The organism is Ruegeria arenilitoris (genome assembly GCF_013032445.1).
Classification (GTDB): Bacteria; Pseudomonadota; Alphaproteobacteria; order Rhodobacterales; family Rhodobacteraceae; genus Ruegeria; species Ruegeria arenilitoris_F.
Genome location: NZ_WQCA01000004.1, coordinates 345,190 through 364,453, shown reverse-complemented (window position 1 = coordinate 364,453; position 19,264 = coordinate 345,190). Strand labels below are relative to the sequence as shown.

The following is a 19,264-nucleotide window of genomic DNA, read 5'->3' as shown; positions in this document are numbered from 1 at the left end:
TGACCCCCTCGTCCCGTCGCCCTCGGGCGGCGGGGAGTTTTTGCGGAGCCAGCGTTTGTCCAGCCTGTCCTATATCTTCAAACGTCTCCTTTTGACGATCCCGACCTTTTTTCTGGTCATGGTGATCATCTTTCTGTTGGTGCGTATGCTGCCCGGTGATCCTGCAATTGCCATGGCGGGCGATCGCGCCTCGGACGCTGATATTCAAGCCATTCGCGAACGGCTTGGTCTGACACAGCCAATGTTCGTGCAGTTTTGGCTATTCCTCACGAATACGCTGCAAGGCGATCTGGGGCGATCGATCCTGATGCGCACCGATGTCACTACGGTCATCGCCGATCGCTTGCCGATTACCGTGTTCCTGACGATCTATTCAGTGGTTTTGTCTTTGCTGATAGCAGGACCTCTAGCCTTTGTCGCCGCGCTGAACCGCGGCCGCTGGCCTGACGCCGTGATCCGCACTGTTTTCCAGATCGGTCTGTCGATGCCGGTTTTCTATATCGGATTGGTTTTGCTGACCTTCCTCGCCGCTCAGCTCCGTCTGTTCCCAGTGGGCGGCTATGGCGACACTTTTGGCGAGCGGCTTTATCACCTGTTTCTGCCGTCAGTAACGGTGGCGCTTTACACGTCGGCCATCATCATGAGGAACCTACGCAGCGCAATCATCGAGGTTCTGGACGCAGAATACGTCCAATTCGCCCGCGCCAAAGGATTGCCCGCGCGGCTGATATTGGGACGGCATGTGCTGCGGAACGCTTTGATTTCGACAGTGACGCTACTGGGCCTGTCCATCGGCAACCTGATGAGCGGTACTTTGGTCACCGAAACGGTGTTTGCGGTACCGGGCATGGGGCGGCTGATGCTCGAAGCCATCTTCGCCCGCGACTATCCTCTGATCCAGGGGCTGACCCTGACCTTTGCGCTGCTGGTGTCGCTGGTCTTCCTGATGACGGACTTATTCCAGAGCCGCCTTGACCCAAGGATGCGCCTTCAATGAGTGATGCAACTTTCACCCCTACTCAGCCCACTTTCCTGCAAAGGGCCCTGCGCAAACCGGGATTTGTGGCCGGGCTTATCATCATCGGGTTTTCGATCCTTCTGGCGATCTTTCCGGGGTTTTTCGCGCCTTATGATCCTAATGAGATCGACTATCTCGCAGTTCGCCAGCCGCCCTCATGGGCGCATCCGTTCGGCACGGATCTGCTAGGACGGGACAGCCTGTCCCGTGTGATCTGGGCCTATCAGGTGAACATGCAGATGGCTGTTTTCGGCACCGTCTTTGCACTGGTGATCGGCGTCATTGTTGGAGCTCTGGTCGGGTACTATCGGGGCATCGCTGACCTGATCTTTGGCCGGATCGTGGATGCGGTGATCACCTTTCCCTTCCTTGTTCTGGTGATCGCAGTTGTTGCGGTGTTGGGTCCGGGGTTGGTCAACATGTATATCGCAATTTCGGTGGTCTATTGGGTGTATTATGCACGCCTGATGCGGGCCGAGGTGATTGCGCAGATGGGCAACGACTATGCCGCAGCCGGTGTCGTGATGGGTTATTCCGACAAGCGTATCATCTTCCGCCACCTGCTACCCAACGCGATAACACCTGTCATCGTCTATTGGATGACCGACATGGCGCTGGTAATCCTGCTGGGATCCTCGCTGGGTTATCTGGGGCTTGGCGCACAACCTCCGCAGGCGGAATGGGGCGTTCTGATCGCCGAGGGACGCAACTTCATCTCAACGGCGTGGTGGCTGAGCCTGATGCCGGGCATCGCCATCGTGCTGACCGGGCTGGGCTTTTCCTTGCTGGGTGACGGGTTGGCCGACTTGCTGAGACCGCGAGGGTAACGGATGGAACACAACACACCGATACTCGAGGTTGATGGGCTCAACACCACCTTCCACCGCGGCGAGCAACCATTGCCGGCCCTGCGCGATGTCAGCTTTTCGGTCGCGCGGGGCGAGGTTCTGGGTCTGGTCGGCGAAAGCGGATCGGGCAAAAGCGTGACCTTGCGCTCTATCATCGGGCTTGCACGGCGATACGGCGATGTTACCGGTGAAGTACGTTGGCAGGGGCAAAACTTGATCCAGATGCCCGACCGCGCCTTGCGGCAGATCCAAGGGCGCGAAATCGCAATGATCTTTCAGGAGCCGATGACCTCGCTCAACCCGCTGCTTACGGTCGGTCTTCAGCTAGAAGAAACCCTGCGCGCGCATACCGACCTATCCCAATCCGCCCGCCGGGATCGCGCCATTGAGATGCTGGATCTGGTCGGTATCGCCTCGGCCGCGCAACGGTTGAAGGACTATCCGCACCAGTTCTCGGGTGGGATGCGGCAACGCGTAATGATCGCCATTGCGCTGGCGGCAAATCCCAAGCTGCTGCTGGCGGACGAGCCGACAACGGCTTTGGACGTAACCATTCAGGCGCAGATTCTCGATCTGATCTTGCGGCTGGCGCAGGACATGGATATGGGCGTTGTTCTTGTGACCCATGACCTCGGTGTCGTCGCGCAGACTTGTGACACTGTGGCCGTGATGTATGCCGGGCGGATTGTCGAACAGGGATCGGTGCGCGATGTGCTAAAAGACCCGCGCCATCCCTACACAGTTGGGCTAATGCGGTCTGTCCCCGAAAACCTGCCGCCTCGAACGCCGCTTTACTCGGTGCCGGGCGTCCCACCTAGCCTTGATGCGCTGCCGCAAGGATGCACCTTCGCGCCCCGCTGTGCTGCCTGTGTTTCGGCCTGCACGCAGGACCGGCCATCTCTCAGCATTGCCACCGAAGGAAGGCAAGTGGCCTGTTTCAATCCGATCACGAACTCACAGGGGAATGCCGCATGACGACCCCGGTGCTTCAAATCCGAGACCTCCACCTGCGCTTCCCGTTGGGTCGTAGTATGGCTGATGTTGCCATGGGTCGCCCCGGTCGTGTCGTCAACGCGCTGAACGGTGTCAGCCTTGATCTTAACCGCGGTGAAACACTCGGGGTCGTCGGAGAATCCGGCTGTGGCAAGTCCACTTTGGCGCGCTGTATTGTGCGCCTCTACAAGCCCAGCGAGGGCGAAGTTTGTTTCGACGGGCAGGACATCTTTGGCGCCGATCAGCGTTCGGATCGCAGCTATAACCGGCGCATCCAGATGATGTTTCAGGATCCGTATTCCTCACTCAATCCACGAATGACAACAGGTCAGATTCTGGCTGAGGCTCTGCGGGTTCATGAGATGCGCCCGGACCACGAAATCCCTGCCCGCGTGTCCGAGTTGCTGGAACTGGTGCGCCTGCCGCAAGACGCGCAGCACAAACTGCCCCATGAGTTCTCAGGCGGCCAGCGCCAGCGGATCGCAATCGCACGAGCCTTGGCTGTTGAACCAGAAGTGTTGATCGCGGACGAACTTGTCTCGGCTCTCGATGTCTCAGTTCAGGCGCAGGTCGTGAATTTGCTGCTGGAACTACAGCAAGAGCTTGACCTGACGATCCTGTTTGTCGCCCACGATTTGCGCCTGGTACGGCATGTGTCAAATCGTGTGGCTGTGATCTATCTGGGTCGGATCGTCGAAATCGGAGACAGCGAAACGTTGTTTTCGGACCCTTCACACCCCTACAGTCAGGCGCTTTTGTCGGCGGCCCCTTCTTTGGACCCAGACGACCGCGGCAAGGCAACCAAGCTTGAAGGCGAGCTGCCCTCGCCGTTGAACATGCCCTCGGGCTGCCCGTTCCATGTTCGCTGTCGCCACGCCAGCGAGATTTGCAAAAAACAGGTTCCGTCCTTGCTGCCCTTCGAGGGGCGCGGCGAAGTGGCCTGCCATCACGTTGAAGAGATCAATGCCCATGCTTGATGCCCCCGAGACCTCTCGTGGCCCCGTTATTGCCGCCCTCCGGGCCGAGTTGCAGGCGCAAGGTTTGGATGCCTTCATCCTGCCCCGGTATGATGCGCATCAAGCGGAGTATGTGGCACCGCATGATGAGCGACTGGCTTATGTCACGGGTTTCACCGGCACGGCAGGCATGGCAATCGTGACTATGGACACGGTCGCTGTTTTTGTGGACGGGCGCTATGTGGTACAGGCAGCGAACCAGTGCCCGACATCGCTGTTCACGCACCAACACCTGTTCGACAACCCGCCCGAGTTTTGGTTAGCCGAGCATGCCCAGACCGGCTGGCGCGTTGGCTTTGATGCGATGCACCTTCCGCCTGTATTCCTGGACCGGTTCGCCGAGGCGTTGCCGGATGCCGAGCTTGTCCCGGTCAAAACCAATCCCGTCGATGCTGTATGGCCTGATCAGCCCCGTGCTCCGCTGGGTCAGATAGACCCTTTCCCCGTTCAACTGTCGGGCAAGTCGGCCCAAAACAAGATCAGTGATCTGGTTCAGAAAATGCGTGACCTCGGAGCCAAGTTTTTGGTTGAAACGCAGCCAGACAACATCGCCTGGCTTTTGAATGTTCGTGGCGCAGATGTGGCATACAATACCGTCCCTCAGTCTTTCCTGCTGCTGGATGATGAAGGACAAGTCCAATGGTTCGTTGCGCAGGAAAAGTTAAATGCCAACGTCGCCGACCATCTACCGGACGATGTTCAAACCTGCGCGCCCGGCGCCTTTCTTCCAACCGTCGGAGCCAGAGTTACCGCAGGCCAGGGCGTTTTGTTCGACCCAGCATTCTCTCCCGCTGCGGTTCGGCTTGTGCTAGAGCAGGAAAAGGCAAAGAAGATGCCTTCGCCCAGCCTCTTGACTGCAGCCAAAGCGATTAAAAACCAAACTGAGCTCGAAGGCATGCGCGCTTGCCACATCGCAGACGGCGTAGCCTGGACCGAGTTCTGCGCTTGGTTGGCGACCGAAGTACCCCAACGCGCCAGAAAGGGCGAGCCTGTGACCGAACGTGAGGCCGAGCACGCCATTCTAAGATTCCGACAAGCGCAGCCCAGTTTTGTTGAAGAAAGCTTTAACTCGATCTCTGCCGCGTCCGGCAACGCTGCGATGTGCCATTACGCGACACAAGAGGACAACACGGTCCCGCTTTTAGAAAATGGCACCTATCTCTTGGATTCCGGCGGCCAGTACGAAACAGGCACCACCGATGCCACGCGCAGCTTCGCCTTTGGCCCCACCCGGCCACATGGCTATAACCGCGCCTACACCGCAGTTTTCAAAGCCTTCCACGCCATCGCGACCCTGCGCTTTCCCGCTGGAACGCAGGGCCACCACATAGACGCAATCTGCCGCCGGCCTTTATGGGACCTCGGCCTGGACTATGACCATGGTACGGGCCACGGGGTGGGGCACAGACTTTCCGTACACGAGTACCCGCAACGTATCGGAAAGCCCTACAACCCGGTGGACCTCGCCCCCGGTATGATCCTGTCGATCGAACCGGGATATTACGTGACTGATCAGTTCGGTATTCGGATCGAAAACCTGTTCGAGATCGTAGAGGCCGATGACGGGTTCATGGCGTTTTCGAACCTGACATGGTGCCCTGTTCAAACCACCATGCTGCAGACACAGCTTTTGACCGAGGCTGAGATAGATTGGTTAAACACCTATCATGCAATTTTGATTGAGCGTCTTGGCCCATTGTTGTCTGCCTCTGCATCGGCTTGGCTCAAGACCGCCTGTGCGCCTTTGCCTCTGTAGAAATGCGGTTCTGTGGGTCTTTCGAAGACTTTTGACAAGGAGGTCGCCGTGTTAATGGTGTTTCGGATTGCAAGTGATATTCCCCCTGTGAAGCGGTCCGACGTTATGGTTAAGAAAACCGGAGGGTCCACAGGATCTGAAGATGTAGACGCCCCGTTGGCCTCGATGTCCCATGGAGGGTAGGGGGGAAGAAAATCAGATACAGAGTGCCCGACGCAATCCGTCGCAGTCCCAACGAACGGCCAATATTCGTCGACAGCGCAACATACCATCGTCAGCAAACTCACCCGCCGCGCACCAAAGCGCATTCTGAGACTATCGGACTAACGGCAACTAAGGAGGTCCCCGCGAGGGGCATTCTACTTTCGGCGAAATGCAGTTGGCGCGCGTCAAGATGATCTCGGCCTTCGCCAAGACAATCCAAAAATTACTTTGCTTTCCCTTCGCGTGCTTTCGCTTGTTCACTTGGTGTAGGTGTGTGGTTGAAGCGATAGGCCGTTAGGCACGCATGTTCTCCGCCCAGCTCGGCAATACGGACACGTTGGTCCGCAAAGCATAGCGCATCGACGACTTCAGGCTCGCAAATCTCACGCAACCGGCGTTCGCCTTCGGCCAAAGCGGCAATTGTGTCCGGTTGGTTCGGGTGAGTGATCGCGAGATTCTGCAGCTCGTTTGGATCCGCTTCAAGGTCGAAAAGCTGAGGTTCGTGCCCAACGTAGTGCACATACTTCCATCGTTGCCAACGCACCATGAACGTTCCGGTAGTTGAGCCTCCATCGTGATATTCGCTTAGGATAGTGCGCTCGGGGTCGTCCTCAGCACTTGCCTGTTCGCGCAAAGAAATCCCGGGCAGAGCGCGGCTGACTGCATCATGATCGACCCCTGTCACATCTACTGCTGTGGCTGCCAGATCGACCAGCGAAGCCCCGGTGGTTACCCGGCGACCCGCAGGCACCTCGGGCCCGGCCACGATCATTGGCACGCCAGCAGATTGCTCGTACATCACCTGCTTGGTCCAAAACCCCTGGTCGCCCATCATGTCACCATGGTCCGAGACATATACAACCACTGTGTTTTCTGCCTGACCACTGGTTTCCAGAGCTGTCAGGATGCGGCCCACGCAATTGTCCATAAAACTTGTCAGCCCATAGTATGCCGTTTTCGCCTCTCGCATTTTCTGTTCGTCGAAATAGCGATCGTAGTCGAAAAACCCGGCCACGTTCTTAAGTTCGCTATGTTCCGGACGGAACTGTTCTTCGTAGCCTATGGGCAGGTCGATTTCTGCTGGATCATACATGTTGTAGTAGTCTTCCGGGCAGGTCAGCGGGTAGTGAGGGCTGACGAGCGAGACAAAGGCTGCCCAAGGGCGATCTGATCTGGCCTTGTTGCGTAACCAGGCCTCGGCCGCAACGGTGATATCCAGATCGTAGTCTGTATATGTACTCGGCCCCACCCCTACATCTGCAGCCAATTCGGCGGCGGCATCGTACAGCGGAGGTGTTTCGCGCAATAGCCCGACGGGCCACCCAATTCCGCCTACCACATGCATTGGCAAAATTTCTTCTGTAAACCCGTTATCATCGTTCTCTGAGCGGAAATGCAGTTTGCCGATCGAAACGGTCTCTACTCCGCTGTCGCGCAAATGCCGCATCCAACTGCGGGTTCGACCATCATACGGTGAGGCGCTGTCCCAATGGCGGATTTTGTGAACATGATCGCCGGTTGCAATCGCGGCTCGAGTAGGAACGCACATGGGGGATGGCGTGTAGGCACTGACAAAGTGTGCTCCACGCGCGGCCAATGCATCCAGGTTCGGTGTCTTAACGATAGTATGCCCAGCACACCCCATCGCATCCTTTCGATGCTCGTCAGAAATGATGATCAACAGATTGGATCCGGTATGGTGTTTCAAATCAATTGGTTCCTATTTCCAACTACTTTAGCGCATGCTATATCGACGAACATGCAAGCTCAAAAATTGCTCAATCTCGTTATCCGGTCAATTTAGCCCGTTTCAGCCGTTCACTCACCGCGCAGGCGTCGCAGTGCGGCCCGCCGCTCCTGAAATTCGCTGCAACTGTGCGATCTTGACGGGTGAAAGTTTGCACATTGATACCACAGGGTCGGTCGGAAGTGCAGGGTGGATTCCATTGGTTGGAGTTCTCAGGTAATACGTACTGATGGACATTGTCGTCATTACGACCATCATCACTTCTCTTTTTATTGTTATCGGCGTGGCGGAGCCACTGGCTGCGCGGTTGCGCTTGCCTTTCAGCGTTATTCTCGCCGTCCTGGGGATAGTGATTGGGCTTGGAGCAATTTTCTTTCTCGACACTGACCTGACGGATGCGCTCAATCCGGGAGCGCAGGCGATCATTGATCTGCCGATACGATCTGACGTATTCCTCTACGTTTTCCTGCCTACGCTGCTCTTTCAGGCGACTCTCGGCATGAACCTTCGCAGGATGCTGGACGACTGGATGCCCATCCTGATGATGGCCATTGTCGCAGTGATTGTGGCAACACTTTCCATTGGCTATGCACTCAGTTGGGTAAGCGCGTTACCGCTGGCCGCGTGTCTCTTGATCGGGGCTATTGTGTCGACAACTGATCCTTCGGCGGTTGTCAGCATATTTCGATCAATTTCCGCACCACGCAGGCTTTCGCGAATCATTGAGGGCGAAAGCCTTCTTAACGATGCTGCTGCCATCGCTCTTTTCGGGCTGTTCATGAGTTTTGTCATGCTCGGAAGACCCGATCCTATACTGAGTGAAGCCTTGGGGCAGTTTCCGCTGTTGATCGTAGGTGGAGCACTCACCGGTTGGCTCGCAGCGCGCGTGGCCGTTTGGCTGATGGCTTTCGTAGGTCGCTGGGAAATGGCGCAGATTTCAATCTCGGTTGCGCTGCCGTATCTTGCCTATATCGTTGCAGAACAAAGCGTTGGAGCTTCGGGTGTCATTGCTGTGGTAGCCGCAGGTCTTGCGCTCAACCTGACAGGCCCCGGCCGATTGCCGCCGGTTGCTTGGGCAAATTTGCAGGAAGTTTGGGACCTTCTGGCGCATTGGGCAGGAGCGCTGATCTTTATTCTTGCAGCATTGTTGATACCGAGATTGTTGGAGGGGGTGCGGCCGTCTGACCTTGGCCTGTTGGTTGTGGTGGTTCTTGCCGCGACATTCGCAAGGGCGGCGGTTCTGTTCGGCTTGTTGCCCATTCTTACAACAATTGGTCTGTCGCCGGCTGTGGAACGCCCTTATCGCACCGCGATGTTGTGGGGCGGCCTTCGGGGTGCCGTAACATTGGCTCTGGCGCTGGCAGTCACCGAAAGCACGCAAGTGCCACTCGAGACCAAGCGTCTGGTCGGCATCCTGGCCACAGGCTTTACGCTATTTACACTGATTGTTCAGGGCACAACCTTGCGCTCGGTGATCACAAAGCTGGGGCTCGACAAGCTCTCTCCGCTTGATACGGCCCTATCACGCCAGGTGGTCGCGGTCGCCTTGCAGTCAGTGCGCGAGGACGTGGCCCGCACCGCAGAAAACTACAACCTGACCCACGATATCGTCAGAACCGAAGCCAAACAGTTTAGCGAACGCCTCAACGAGGCTGTAAAGGCCGCCGAAGACAGTGCTGAGATCCTTGATCGTGACCGGATCACGCTGGGCCTTATTGCGTTGGCCGGTGCAGAGCGGGACGTTGTGTTGGCCCGAATGCGAGAGCGCACCATGTCATCGGTTCTGAGTGAGAAGATTCTGTCCGACGCTGATCGGCTGATCGAAGGCGCACGGACCGGAGGGCGGATCGGGTATCAGCGCGCGTCAAACCGGTCCGTCGTTTACGGCAAGTCATTTCGGGTCGCCGTGTTTTTGCACAACCGTCTTCGAATCTCGTTCCCTCTCACGCGTATAACGACGGATCGGTTTGAAAGGTTGCTCATGCAACGCCTGATCCTCCGAGATCTTGACGGGTTCGTCCGTGGCCGCATACGCCGGATCCACGGCCGCCGGGTTGCGGAATTGCTTGATGATCTGTTGGCGCGTCGATCTGAAGCAGTTGAAGCCGCACTTGACGGTTTGCGGTTACAGTATCCCGGCTACGCCGAAAAGCTTGAGCGACGGTTCATCCGGCGGACGGCGCTGCGACTGGAAGAGCGTGAATACGCCGTCATGCGCGAGGACGGCCTGGTGGGCGAAGAGCTTTATTCGGTGTTGATGCAGGAAGTGGCGGCACGACGTGCTTTAACTGAAGGGCGTCCGGTACTGGACATCGCCCTCAAAGGACGAGATCTGGTCCGGCAGTTCCCGCTCTTCTCTGATCTCGACAAAGCTTCGCTACGGAAACTCAGCAGAGCGCTGCGCACCCGTTATGCCAACGCGGGTGACACCATCATTGCCCAAGATGAACTCGCCCGGAGCGTATTCTTCATTGCTTCCGGGGCAGTCGAGGTGGAACTCGGCAGACATACTACGCGGTTAGGTCGTGGTGAAATGTTTGGGCAATTGGCCATGCTATTAAAACGGCCACGTCGAGTAAATGTTCGGGCGTTGGCACCTTCGACATTGCTTGAGCTCGACGAAGCGCGATTCCGGAGACTACTCCGACGAAGCGAAGTCATGCGGAATTCTGTCAAGATGAGCGCAAAAAACCGCATGATTGACCCTGCGGTGTTGGACCTAGATGAGCGTGCAGGGCCTTCTGAACAAATATCCATGTCTTAAAAACTCATCAATTGGAAAGAAACCGCGACAAAAATAGTTTCATCTCGCGGAGGCTGGTCGGGTACGGTTTGGTTGAGTGTCTGCTCCGCAAAAAGAGCTTGGTCACTTGAAGCAGCCTCCACTACCCGCAACGTCTCGGACGAGTTCCCCAGTTTTCGACGACTCATTTCAGGAGCGTCAGTCCCGAAGTGTAGCAGTACGAAAAGGCCGGGTACGAGATTTGCTCCTTACCGGCCCTTAGCTGCCGTTGATCGGTGGGATTCGTCGCTGCGGCGCGGCCCGTCAAAGGAGACATTCGCTGCGCAAGCGAAGCTGGAAGACGGACGGAGGTCCGAAAAGCAGACGAACTCCTCAACGGGGAGATTTTCTATACCCTGCGTGAAGCCCAGATCCTGATCGAAGAATGGAGAAAACACTACAATACGAAAAGACCACACAGTGCATTGGGCTATCGCCCACCAGCGCCAGAAACCATCATCCCCATGGAACTGAGGCCAATCATGCACCAACAATCAAACCGGACCAGTCAGATGAGGCTGCTCAAGACAGGGTTTTAGCCAAAGCGTTATTAATTTCATTGCCGAACGAAGCTGGCAGCAGGATCGAGGCCGGGTGATGATCCGCAAGATGCTTTAGAATATCCATCTGTGATTTTTCATCCTGTAGTGTTCCCAACAATACGCCCCTCGACTGTACTTGCCAGCATTGGAAACGCTGTCCTGTCCTAACCGAACTCGCTCAGCAATGTTGCGCCCAAGTCGCCAAGCGCTTGTCTGACAGGTCAGTCTGCGTCTTCCATCTTTGTCGCGTTCAGTTGAGCAAACAGCTCTGGCCCGACACGGTCATAAAGATCCAACTGCGTCTCAAGAAAATCAATATGACCTTCTTCGTCTGACATCAGTTCTTCAAACAATCCCATGGAAACATAATCGCCAGCGTCCTTGCAAACATCTCTGGCTTCTTTGTAGAGCGCGCGAGCGCTTTGCTCAGCGGCCAGATCGCATTCCAGCGTTTCACGCGGGTTTTCACCGATCTTCAGCGGATCCAGCTTCTGCAGGTTTGGGTGGCCTTCCAAAAGAATGATCCGCTGAATCAACTTGTCGGCGTGCTCCATCTCTTCGATGGATTCCTCACGGCTTTTCTTGGCCATGCTCCCCAGACCCCAATCATCCTGAAGGCGGTAGTGCAACCAATACTGGCTTACCGCAGTCAATTCGTGCCGAAGTGCTTTGTTGAGATATTCGATTACCTTTTTGTCACCCTTCATCACTAATCTCCCTGGCTAATGTTGCTTGTGCTTGGAAAAGACTTTCGGGATTGGATAATAGCACCTTTTAGAATAGCTCAAAAACTTGCGAAATGCCTATTGAATTCAGCTAAATACCCGAAATTCCGACGATTCTCGTTTGATTTATTTCGACAGCTTTTAGCATTGGCTTCCGGCCGGCCCAGCTCTGAGAATGGAGAAAAAGCAGGGAAAAGTTCGAAACTTTAGTGTTCACAGGGCGGCCTTACTGGCAACTGTATTTCTCAGATGGTCCCCGCCGACCAGTTCTCCTTAGATTTCAGGAGTACGTGGACGATTGTGATGAGCTTTTGAGCGATTGTGCCCCCGGTCGTAAGCAACGCAAGACACCCACGAGATATGATACGCGCAGATACAAGCGGCGAAACCGCATTGAGGTTGGTTTTGGTAGGCTCAGGAATTAGAGGCGCGTAGCAACCCGCTACGACAGATTTCCAAGGTCTTCCTGTCAGCCTTGGCAATCGCAGCAACTGTCATCTACTGGTTATGAATCCAAGCACCAGCGTTTCTCTTCAAATCTACCGTGCCGATCAATCCCTGTAGACAAAGTTAACATCTGAGATTAAGCCATCTGCGCACCCAGCGAGTCTGCAAGGTAAATCTGTGACTTGTTTTTGGGGGCCAAACTTATGGCACGATTGATTTCTCGTGCGCCGAATGGCGTGATTGTTGGTGATCAACGCAAAGATCAAATACTGCTGCTTCAGGATAAAGACGGCGACGGCACTGTGTCGGGTGCGGAAGAGACCACTGTCTTTTTCGACGAAAATAACGCGTCCGGGTTGGAAGCGCCGACTCAGAATGTGTTCACGATTCATCAGGCGTCGGACAAATCTGTCTTCGCCGGGGACGGCAGCACGGACACGGTTTACAAACTTACGGACCTTAACAACGACGGCGACGCTCAGGATGTTGGCGAAGCGGCAGTGTGGTTTTCGGCGGATAACGCAGCCGGGCTTTCGACCGTTACGCCCAACGGCATTCACGAAGGCGCCGATGGTGCGATTTACGTCGCCAACGCGGGCGTCCGCTCGGCCCCGCAGGATGCGATTTACCGGACCGTGAACCTGAACGGTGACGGCGACGCCAATGATGAAGGCGAGGCAACCGTCTGGCTGGACGTCCAGACCATCGTTGATACTGCCGTGCCTTTCGACCTCAGCTTTGATGGTGACGTCGCTTATCTGAGCGATCTGGCCGGAGCCGAAACGGATGTAATTTATCGGATCGAAGACACCAACGGCGACGGCACAATTCAGGAGGATGAAGTCACCAATTTCATTTCGGACGACATGAACTTCGGTGCACCGGTGGATATTGCCAACGCGGTGGCTGTGGATGGCGCGCTATACACTCTGACATGGTTCCCGTCTTCGGGCGAGGAACTGAAACTGTTCCGCTTGACCGATCTGGACGGCTCGGGCCAGATCGACGATGCCGCCGAAGCAGTCGAGGTTTGGAACGCAAGCGCCATGCCCGAAGGTCTGAACGCTGAAATCGGGTTTTCTGTTGCGGCCGACGAAGACGGCAACGTGGTTCTGACCGGTAACGACTTTGGCGGCAACAGCCACGTGATTTCCCTGACCGATATGAACGGCGACGGCGATTTTCTGGACGAAGGTGAAACGGCGATCTACGGCTCAAACACCTATGATGATCAGCTGACCCGCGCGCGTGCGGTCGAGTTTTTCGAAGGCACAGCACAGGTTGCGGCTTCTACGGTCGGGGCGGGCAAACACTTCTCGGTCTTCCTGGATAGCGAGACCAACACGCTTTACACCAGCGGTGAAAACGTCGTGGGCCAGTTGGGCATTGGCGAGACCGGGTTTGAAGTCAAAACCCCGGTGGCCGTTGAAATGGCTGAAGGATTTGACGCGCAGATCGTCTCGGTCTCTGCTGGTCTTCTGCACACCACTTTCCTGACAGACGAGGGCGACGTCTATTCCTTTGGCTTCAACAATCGCGGCCCGCTGGGGACCGGTGATGAGGAAACGCGCACCACCGCCGTCAAGATCGAAGCGTTGGACGATGTGAACATCACCAGTATCGAAAACGGTAACAGTGTCTCTTATGCGATCTCGGACACTGGCACGTTGTATGCCTGGGGCAATAACTCGAACGGTCAACTGGTTCTGGGCGATCAAGACGAACGTCTTGAACCAACCGTAGTTGGAGCGCTGGAAAACGAGATTGTGGTGTCCATCTCAAGCGGTACGTCACATACACTTGCACTGACCGCAGATGGGCAGGTCTGGGCCTTTGGCAGCAACACCGACGGGCAGCTGGGTTCGCCCGACGCGCTGGAAGAGGACGGCTCTCCGACACGTCGTTCGACCGAGCCGGTTCTGGTCGAAGGCCTGCCCGCCAATGTGACATCGGTCACCGCAGATACCAAAACCTCGTTTGCCGTCACCGAAGATGGCCGCGTATTTGGCTGGGGCGAGTCCCGCTTTGGTCAGTTGTTGCAGGGCAGCGATAACGGTGATGGCACCTTTGAGGTGGACGAGGCTGATGTGCTGGCGCCGGTCGAATTGACCGAATTGATGCCTGAAGGCGTAATCGAGATCAAAGGCGGTGCGCGATGGTTCATGGCGCTGACAGATGATGGCGATATCTATGCCTGGGGCCCTAATGACGAAGGCCCGACAGGTGGTCTGGACGGTGATCCAGCAACCGAAGGCGACGCCAATTTCTATCCGACTCTGGTCGCGGAACTGGACGACGTGAATGTGGTTGAACTGCATACCGGTCCGAACTCGATCATTGCGGTGACGGACACCGGTGAAATCTTCACATTGGGCTTGAACTCGGATGGGCGGCTTGGCTTCTCTTCTGAGGGGTCGGTTTATGCACCGACACAGATCGAATTGGGTGGCGAAGCTGACCCGTTCCTAGTCTCTGCAACACCCAGCGACAATGGCAGAGACATTGCCAATGACGCAGCACTAACCCTGAACTTCACGGAAGAGGTACAAGCCGGAGAAGGCACACTGACTCTGGTTAATCGCGACAGCGGTGAGCGGACCGAAATCGACGTGACCGATCAACGTCTGGTGTCGTTCGACGCTGCCACCGTCACCGTAACACCGCCAGAGCATCTGCATCCTGATGCGCGTTACTACGTTGAAATCACCGATGGCGCCTTCGAGGATCTGGATGGAAATGCCTATGAGGGAATTCCCGAGGGCGATAGATCGACCTTCAATTTCACGACCAGCGAAGAGGCTGCAGCGTCAGAATCTGTACGTGGTACACGCAAAGATGATGTGCTGCGCGGCGGGTCGGACGATGACGTGATCAACGGCAAACACGGCGACGACATCGTTTCCGGTGCCGGTGGCGATGACTGGCTGAACGGTGGCAGAGGCGATGATGCCGTTCTGGGTGGCGAGGGCAATGATTGGTTAACCGGCGGTCTCGGCAATGACATGCTGGACGGCGGCGCGGATAACGACTGGTTGAAAGGCGGTTGGGGTCGCGACGATCTGAAAGGCGGTGCTGGCAATGACTGGCTGAAAGGTGGCTGGGGCAACGACGTTCTGGATGGTGGCACTGGCAACGACGTTCTGGTCGGCGGCTGGGGCGTTGATACATTTGTATTCAACGGCGGTCATGACACGATCCGTGACTTTGAGGCGGGCTTTGACTGGTGGTTCTGGTCAGCGCCCGGGGATCAGATTGCCATCGACATTGAAGGCATCGATAGTTTCGGCGACCTGATTGCAAACGCTGTTCAGGATGGGTGGGACACGGTCATTTCCTTCAATGAAACAGACAGTTTGACATTGAACAACACATGGCTGTCGGAACTGGACAACGACACGTTCACCTTCGTTTAAACACGGAATTGAAACCGGGCCGACCCCATCGGCCCGGTCTTCACTTTTTGCACGTCACCGCTTGCCTGAATTAAACCTTAGCACTATTGTCAGGAATGGAAAATTGAAGCGGTCCCACATGATGATGCAGGCAATCAGTTTCAAATTTAAGGATGACGTCCACTACCCTCACGCCACCCAGCTGCAGGAGCGTACGGTGCAGATCATCAATCATCTCCGTATGGTTGCGCTTCAATGTCGCTCGGCCTCGCGCGTGGATCTGGATCAGGCCTGCGCCCTTTTGCTGGCCGACCCAGCGGACGCGCATATGCGCCACGCGGAAATCCTGATGCGCGGCCTCCGTCAAGCGCTATCGAAACGTCCCGTGTTTTTTCGCCCCGGAACGACCGAGCTGTCCTTTGATGAGGCGTGGTTGGGCCGACTGATAGAAGCGGTTGAAAGGAAAGATGACGACAGTTTCCGTTTCCTGATCCGTTCCCGTGTCCCCCGTTGGACGCAACAGAATCTGGCCTTTCTTGTTCGTTCGGTTTCCGAGCAATTTCGTCAAATTTAGAATAATTCTAAAAAGTTCTTGGAATTCTCAGATGATCCTCTAAATAAGTGTTAGAGCACTGTTTTTTTCTATCGAACAGAGCGTTTAACCGAAGGATTTAGGGAATTGTTATGACCCAGACAGCTATCGACCTGACCACCGATTCACGTACTGCCATCGCTGATGCGCTGAACCAATGTGTTGCGGAAACCGCCGTGACCACGATGCTGGCGCAGAACTTTCACTGGAACGTGACCGGCATGGCCTTTGGCCCTCTGCATGACCTGTTTCAGAAGATCTACGAGGATCACTTTGTGGCACAGGACGATCTGGCCGAGCGCGTCAAAGCGCTGGACGCCTATGCCGAAGGTACTCTGGCCGGTATGCTGAAACGCTCGAAGGTGAACGAGCAGGAAGGTGATGCAACCGACAAAGAGATGATCCAGATGATGCTGGACGCTCAGGAAACGCTGGCATCAACCTTGGCGGGTGCTGGTGAACTGGCCGCTGGACACGGCGATACCCTGACCGAAGACCTGTGCATCAGCCGTGGTCAGACCCACGAAAAGTTTGCATGGTTCCTGCGTTCGATGCTGCGCTGAACTAGCCCGCCAGGGTAATCTTGAGCTTGGCTTTCTTCTTTTTCAGCTTTTTCAGATAGGCCGGTCCCCAATGGGTGTACCGGCCCATTTGTTCCTGCTGGCAGACCAACATCTGAAGAAAGGCCTCTTGCTGATCGAGGCGCTTGATTGATTTGAACAGCTTTTTTTGGCTTTTGGTCATGGAACACCCGATGCAATGCCCCTCGCGGCGAAACTTGCAGACATCAATACAGGGTGTCGGGACTTTTTTGCTCATGAACGGAACTCGCTTAAGCGCCGATCGCGCGGTGCATGGCTGTTGAGTGAACGTGTTAAATGTCCAGATAATCTGAGAGAAAGCGGCCGCCAAGCCCCATTCACAAGATTCCAGATCTTTTCGGTGCTTCTAAACGGGCAACAGGCGCTTCATGATCGCCGCCAGTACCAGAGCAAACAGGCCGTCATCGGCAACAGGCATCTCAACCGAGGCCACAAACGGCGTGGCGCTTTCATAAAATTCAACTGCGCGAGGTTTGGCTAGGTGATCCAACCTATCAGGTCTGCTAACTGCGTTCTTTCCGAAACATTTCACTCCATAACTGCGCTACAGGCGCGAGCAGTCCAGAGGCCCGCCATGTACAAATTGCATGACATCACAGCTATCGAAGCCGCTACCCGAAGTCACCTCATCCAGCCGTGGGAAAGTATTTCAACGCTTGGTGAGATCGTTCGCCCGGTTATCACAGGTTCGAAAAACATCTATGTGCTGGGTGATCAGGGCCGGAAACTGATCGATGGCCCTGCTGGTATGTGGTGTTCGCAAATCGGGTGCGGACGCAAAAACATCGCCGAGGCAATGGCCGCCCAAGCGATGCACTTGTCCTATAATTCACCCTGGTACACGACTTCGAGCCCCGCTGCTCATTTAGCTGAGAAAATCGCAAACGTAACTCCGGGTGACTTGAACCATGTGTTCTTAACCAGCGGCGGGTCAACAGCTGTAGATGCGGCGTTGCGCCTGGTGCAACTCTACCAGAATGTACGTGGCAAGACGGACAAGAATATCGTTCTGGCACGAACCGGTGGATATCATGGGTCGACACACCTTTCAGCGGCAATGTCAGGAAGCCCGGCCAGTCGACGGAACTTTGACGTTGATCGCGAACCTGTCTCGTTCTTGACGGAACCTAACAGGTTGAACTTGCCTGCAGGCGTCACGGAAGAGGGTTTCTGCGAGTTCCTGCTGTTGGAATTGCGTAACAGGATCGCTGAGCTAGGGGCAGATAAGATTGCGGCATTCATCGCCGAACCCGTTCAAGCGTCTGGTGGGGTGATCGTGCCACCCGACGGTTACCTCAAGGAGGTTCGTCAAATCTGCCGTGAAAACGATATTCTCTATATTCCCGAAGAGGTTGTCACAGCTTTTGGACTATGCGGCGCGTGGTTTGCCTCGGAAGAGGTGTTTGGCATCACGCCTGATACCATCACCTTCGCAAAAGGTGTAACGTCGGGTTACGTGCCATTGGTCGGCTTTGCTGTTTCGGATCGAATTTTGAACGAGATCGCCGCGGCTGTCTATTCCAACGGGTATACGTATTCAGGACACCCAGTGGCATGCGAGACTGGGCCCAAGAGTATGGACATTCTCGAAAGCGAAGAGATCTTGGAACATGTTCGTGACATTGCACCCTACTTCAAATCCAAGTTGTCACAGCTGAAGGACATGGAAATCGTCAAGGATGTGAGGGCGGTGGGCCTGCTTGGCGCTGTGGAATGCGAGGTGCCTGGCCAACCAGATATTGCGATTGGGGCAGAGATTGATCGCCATTGCGTCGAACTAGGCCTGATTGTTCGTCCGGGCCGCAACATGTGTGTAATGTCTCCGCCTTTGATAATCACTCGGGATCAGATCGACGACATGGTTGGAATATTGCGGGAAGGTATTTTGCGCGCGAGCGCAAATCACCCAAATTAGAAACTGCAGCCATGACGGTCAATGCACTCGACCTGACAGGTGAGGACGAAGGTTGCGACAGAGCCTCCCCGGCAGGAAGTCATGTGACAAGCCTGTCCGACGCGACAAACGCAGATGCAAGCGCCGCAACCGCATTGAGATTGTGCTTGGTCGCTTGAAGGGTTGGCGACGCGTTGTAACCTGTTACGACAGAGGCCCGAAGGTATTCTTGTCGGCCATCGCGCTCGCAGCCGCAGTCATCTTATGGCTCCGAAATTCAAGGGGTCTGGAGCCTAGCCGAGGTGACCAGTGTGCGCACCGGATCATCCAGAAAAGGCTTACGCAATCGAAACCTCTCAACAACCGTACAGGCGCATTGATAGCAGTGGGATTGTTCTGCGTTCGGCACTGGAGGCCTTGCGGCAGAATATGCGTTGGAAGGCAACAGGCAAAATTTGACTTGCTCGGCCTTATGTCCAATCCACGTTGTCAGCCGAATTCCTGCATCTAGGATGTTGCATTTACGCAATAACAGTTACGAAACTGTTAACAGCCAAATCTAATAAAGTTATTCTGCTTTAAATTGCGAATAACCTGTCCTGAATGGTGATGGGTTTATGTCGGGTTTCTGGTTGCTGTCAGTCGACGGCATGCCCTATCGCTATTGGTTTTTTTGTAAGGTCGGTCGCGGGGTATGAAGGTGACA

Annotated in this window: 14 protein-coding genes and 3 pseudogenes; 13 read left to right on the top strand and 4 right to left on the bottom strand. The window is 55.5% G+C overall.

Features of this window, described 5'->3' with window-relative positions:
- Positions 1 to 55: 55 nt before the first annotated feature.
- The 5 genes from GOW98_RS07865 to GOW98_RS07845 are packed head-to-tail and all read left to right on the top strand — an operon-like array spanning position 56 to position 5,631.
- On the top strand, positions 56 to 997 hold the full coding sequence (locus GOW98_RS07865; protein WP_170330697.1) for an ABC transporter permease: 942 nt from the start codon (positions 56 to 58) through the stop codon (positions 995 to 997).
- On the top strand, positions 994 to 1,845 hold the full coding sequence (locus tag GOW98_RS07860; protein WP_170330695.1) for an ABC transporter permease: 852 nt from the start codon (positions 994 to 996) through the stop codon (positions 1,843 to 1,845). The genes GOW98_RS07865 and GOW98_RS07860 overlap by 4 nt, the downstream gene beginning before the upstream one ends.
- Positions 1,846 to 1,848: 3 nt before the next feature.
- Complete coding sequence (locus GOW98_RS07855) at positions 1,849 to 2,841, top strand: ABC transporter ATP-binding protein (protein WP_170330691.1); 993 nt, start codon at positions 1,849 to 1,851, stop codon at positions 2,839 to 2,841.
- Positions 2,838 to 3,836, top strand: a complete 999-nt coding sequence (locus GOW98_RS07850; protein WP_170330689.1) for an ABC transporter ATP-binding protein — start codon at positions 2,838 to 2,840, stop codon at positions 3,834 to 3,836. Before GOW98_RS07855 ends, GOW98_RS07850 begins: the two co-directional genes overlap by 4 nt.
- Positions 3,829 to 5,631 carry an aminopeptidase P family protein gene (locus GOW98_RS07845; RefSeq protein WP_170330687.1) on the top strand — a complete coding sequence of 601 codons (1,803 nt, stop codon included), beginning with the start codon at positions 3,829 to 3,831 and terminating at the stop codon, positions 5,629 to 5,631. The genes GOW98_RS07850 and GOW98_RS07845 overlap by 8 nt, the downstream gene beginning before the upstream one ends.
- Before the next feature lie 427 nt (positions 5,632 to 6,058).
- Here GOW98_RS07845 and GOW98_RS07840 read toward each other — a convergent pair whose 3' ends face one another.
- Positions 6,059 to 7,516 carry a sulfatase-like hydrolase/transferase gene (locus tag GOW98_RS07840; RefSeq protein ID WP_254437936.1) on the bottom strand — a complete coding sequence of 486 codons (1,458 nt, stop codon included), beginning with the start codon at positions 7,514 to 7,516 and terminating at the stop codon, positions 6,059 to 6,061.
- 295 nt (positions 7,517 to 7,811) lie between these two features.
- Between GOW98_RS07840 and GOW98_RS07835 the strand changes: the two genes are divergently transcribed.
- A complete protein-coding gene (locus GOW98_RS07835) occupies positions 7,812 to 10,346 on the top strand; it encodes a cation:proton antiporter (protein ID WP_170330685.1) in 2,535 nt (844 codons plus the stop codon).
- Between the two features lie 341 nt (positions 10,347 to 10,687).
- Positions 10,688 to 10,903 (top strand): annotated as a pseudogene (locus tag GOW98_RS07830) (integrase core domain-containing protein); the annotation flags it as partial.
- Between the two features lie 224 nt (positions 10,904 to 11,127).
- On the opposite strand, the gene bfr reads toward GOW98_RS07830, so the two are convergent.
- On the bottom strand, positions 11,128 to 11,613 hold the full coding sequence (gene bfr, locus GOW98_RS07825) for a bacterioferritin (RefSeq protein ID WP_170330683.1): 486 nt from the start codon (positions 11,611 to 11,613) through the stop codon (positions 11,128 to 11,130).
- A 338-nt stretch (positions 11,614 to 11,951) separates the two neighbouring features.
- On the opposite strand from bfr, the pseudogene GOW98_RS07820 reads away from it, so the two are divergent.
- From GOW98_RS07820 to GOW98_RS07805, 4 genes and pseudogenes are all read left to right on the top strand, one after another.
- Positions 11,952 to 12,142: pseudogene (locus GOW98_RS07820) on the top strand (transposase); the annotation flags it as partial.
- A gap of 139 nt (positions 12,143 to 12,281) precedes the next feature.
- A complete protein-coding gene (locus GOW98_RS07815) occupies positions 12,282 to 15,491 on the top strand; it encodes an Ig-like domain-containing protein (protein WP_170330681.1) in 3,210 nt (1,069 codons plus the stop codon).
- A 121-nt stretch (positions 15,492 to 15,612) separates the two neighbouring features.
- Positions 15,613 to 16,044, top strand: coding sequence for a hypothetical protein (locus tag GOW98_RS07810; protein WP_217359449.1), 432 nt, complete (start codon positions 15,613 to 15,615; stop codon positions 16,042 to 16,044).
- Between the two features lie 110 nt (positions 16,045 to 16,154).
- Positions 16,155 to 16,625, top strand: a complete 471-nt coding sequence (locus GOW98_RS07805; protein ID WP_170330676.1) for a Dps family protein — start codon at positions 16,155 to 16,157, stop codon at positions 16,623 to 16,625.
- A 1-nt stretch (position 16,626) separates the two neighbouring features.
- Here GOW98_RS07805 and GOW98_RS07800 read toward each other — a convergent pair whose 3' ends face one another.
- Positions 16,627 to 16,881: a DUF1289 domain-containing protein gene (locus tag GOW98_RS07800; protein ID WP_170330674.1), complete on the bottom strand. Its 255-nt coding sequence runs from the start codon at positions 16,879 to 16,881 to the stop codon at positions 16,627 to 16,629.
- A gap of 129 nt (positions 16,882 to 17,010) precedes the next feature.
- Entirely contained in the window at positions 17,011 to 17,154 is a 144-nt protein-coding gene (locus tag GOW98_RS07795) for a hypothetical protein (RefSeq protein WP_170330672.1), read from the bottom strand.
- A gap of 84 nt (positions 17,155 to 17,238) precedes the next feature.
- On the opposite strand from GOW98_RS07795, the gene GOW98_RS07790 reads away from it, so the two are divergent.
- Positions 17,239 to 18,579: an aminotransferase class III-fold pyridoxal phosphate-dependent enzyme gene (locus tag GOW98_RS07790; RefSeq protein ID WP_170330670.1), complete on the top strand. Its 1,341-nt coding sequence runs from the start codon at positions 17,239 to 17,241 to the stop codon at positions 18,577 to 18,579.
- A gap of 64 nt (positions 18,580 to 18,643) precedes the next feature.
- Positions 18,644 to 18,829, top strand: a pseudogene (locus tag GOW98_RS07785) (IS5/IS1182 family transposase); the annotation flags it as partial.
- Positions 18,830 to 19,264: the final 435 nt, after the last annotated feature.